Annotated in this window: 4 protein-coding genes; 2 read left to right on the forward strand and 2 right to left on the reverse strand. The window is 57.2% G+C overall.

The features are described 5' to 3' along the window. The coding region (locus PDO_RS27175; protein WP_141649897.1) for an integrase core domain-containing protein at positions 1–100 on the forward strand (100 nt) is incomplete at its 5' end. A gap of 191 nt (positions 101–291) precedes the next feature. Here the strand turns inward: PDO_RS27175 and PDO_RS27180 are convergent. Beyond that, entirely contained in the window at positions 292–1,131 is an 840-nt protein-coding gene (locus tag PDO_RS27180; protein ID WP_244426434.1) for a transcriptional regulator, read from the reverse strand. Positions 1,132–1,264: 133 nt separating this feature from the next. Here PDO_RS27180 and PDO_RS29260 point away from each other — a divergent pair, with 133 nt between their 5' ends. Next, the gene (locus tag PDO_RS29260) at positions 1,265–1,390 is read left to right on the forward strand and encodes a hypothetical protein (RefSeq protein WP_280113370.1); all 126 of its coding nucleotides are present in this window, start codon (positions 1,265–1,267) and stop codon (positions 1,388–1,390) included. 777 nt (positions 1,391–2,167) lie between these two features. Here PDO_RS29260 and PDO_RS28800 read toward each other — a convergent pair. Continuing rightward, the coding region (locus tag PDO_RS28800) for a hypothetical protein (RefSeq protein WP_037073842.1) at positions 2,168–2,397 on the reverse strand (230 nt) is incomplete at its 5' end.

Genomic DNA, 2,397 nt, shown 5'->3' on the forward strand with positions numbered 1-2,397 from the left:
CAAAACCGTTTCCGAGGCTCGCGCTGGCATCGGCCGCTATCTGACCTTTTACAATAGCCGACGCCCACATTCATCCCTTGACCGGCAGACACCGGATTAGGCCTACTTCAACGCGCTGGCACCAATGATGGTGGCGGCATAATCGAGGCGGAAATCCACTTAGCGAAACGCCCGAAACTGTTCAGACAAACCGAGCCACCTCTCTACTCGCCTGCACAAAGCGAGCGCGAACCGGTTGGCCGCCGTGACCTCCGCGACCTCACGGTCGCGGCTGGCCGGGCGTGCTACCCCTCAAGCGAGATTGAGCCGCTTTCGCAGATCCGCATTCTCGGCCCGCAGCTTTTCGGAAAGCTGCTTACGCAGGCTGCGGTTTTCGTCTTCGAGCCGCAGAAGCTCCGCCATGTCGTCGATGGCATCCACCGGGGTGGTGGGTGCAGCGTCCGTCGTCTTACGCACGTGGTTGAGAGGTTTGCTTTTTGCAAGACTTGCAGCCGGGATCGTCTTGGCTTTACGGCCGCGTCTCGGCTTGCCGGCTGTCGCATCGATGATGTCTGATGCCGCCCCCGCGACCTGCGACGGATCCACTTGCGCGGCGACCTTCTTGGTTCGGGGCTTGCGCTGTTTCACCGACGCAGGCGGCACTACCTCGGCGGAGGTTGGCGTGTTTGTTTCCGTCACCGTCTCGTTTTCGTCGAGCATGGGGATCTCCTCTGTCGCCGATGAATTTTTCGGCTGCGGCATCGCCGGTGTCAACATCGGCTCTGTCGAACTGTCCTGCCCTCTAGGCTGGAAACCCTGGGCGGCGTCTCCATGCTCGCCTGGTAATGAAAACGCCGCTTCGTTTGCCTGCCGAGCCACCGACTTCAAATCGAGATCTCCCCATATCGAATTCGGCTTGCGCTCTGCTCTGCGCCGCCCATTCTTGTATTCGACGGTGAAGCTGCGGTTGGTTTTTTTCACGTAATGTGCCTCGGTATCTGAAGTTGCTGTACCAGCATCCATTGGTGATCGCAAGACCGCGCGGCGATCACCAAATATTCGACGGGAAAGTTGCCCCCTCCCCTCTTTGAAAAGATATTGCACCCGGCGTACTACGCCCAACCCGGAGACGTTGCCGCATTGGAAGCTCATCGCGCATCCTTCGAAGGGCGTTTTGTACACCGAAATTGGCGGGCTGGGCGCCTTGGATCTGCACTTGGAAATGCGCTCTTCGAGTATGACCGGAACTACCAAGCTTCTCCAATCAGATGCTTGATACGAATGCATGCCGGATGGTCCTGATCATAACGTGGGTCTGCCAGCCCATCTGGCAATGCCCGATGCCTATGTCACCGCCCACCACTTGCGCTACCTTCTGAACTCCGCGTCGCTCGAGCAGCTTCTGGCATGAAGCAAAGAACCCGGCTTCTAACGCGAGCGCCGTCAGGGCCCGATCGGGGAAGGGGCTGAGACCGACTAGACGAGGACGCGCTGGCGTCATTTACGCAGGATCGAGATGCTGACGTCCGGTTCAGTGCCACAACAGAGCGTACAAGATGCGGATACAGGCCGGCCAAGATGGTCGAGGCGGAGCAGGGCACGCTGATATTAGCCGTCATTTTGAGAGCAGGCGCTGATGGCACGAAGCGACGTCCAGGCTGCGAAAACGCACTAAGGACCGGAGAGGGCGTTCGACAGGCCCTGCCCACAGTAACTCAAAGCGCCTGTATCGAAGGTTCCGGCAATCTGCCTCGAATCCTTTTGCAATGCATTGCGACACGACACGAAAAACCTATATGAATCTGTCGGTTACGCCCGTTGACCGCGGTCAACGCCAACCTTTGTCAGGCGGCATGCTTGTATCGAGGTCGCTTCGGACCGGCTTTGTATGGAGGTCGTAGCCGCGCGTTGCTGCGTAGTACCCGGCTCTGGTTTGAACTCTCCGATCCAAAGGAATTGGAACAAAAGAACCAAGCCAAAAAAATATTTATATCAATCGGTTACCAGAGATGACCGCGGTCAACGAGGGATTCAGCCTTCGCGAACCGGACGATTCCTACCATGTGCACGCCCTGGTGTGGTCACATGGATAAGTGCAAGCTCCCTTAACGCGTCCTATCGGAGGGTTCGGGGGCAGGATGAGACGGCGCAGCATTCCCTGAAGAAGCCAACCGGAGAACTCAGTCAACTAAACCCCAAGCGTGGTCAGCTCTTGCATCTTGGCCAAGCTGACTTCATCATAACAGCATTGCACGGGCGTTCGTCGGCCAGGAAGCCCGTCATTCCGTCTTTGGATGAACCGAAACCCTTTGAGACCGAATTTCTTCTTCGCCCAAACTTGAAAATCTTCCTGAATCGTAGGTATCGAACCTTTGTGCACGAACCGCCGTTCAAGCTCCTCAAGAGAGGTCTTCAGAC

This window comes from Rhizobium sp. PDO1-076 (assembly GCF_000247475.1).
In the GTDB taxonomy this organism is placed as follows: Bacteria; Pseudomonadota; Alphaproteobacteria; order Rhizobiales; family Rhizobiaceae; genus Allorhizobium.

Coding starts and splice junctions, on each gene's coding strand:
- PDO_RS27180 (WP_244426434.1), bottom strand. CDS start 1,131: ATGAGCTTCCAATGCGGCAACGTCTCCGGGTTGGGCGTAGTACGCCGG.
- PDO_RS29260 (WP_280113370.1), top strand. CDS start 1,265: ATGCCGGATGGTCCTGATCATAACGTGGGTCTGCCAGCCCATCTGGCA.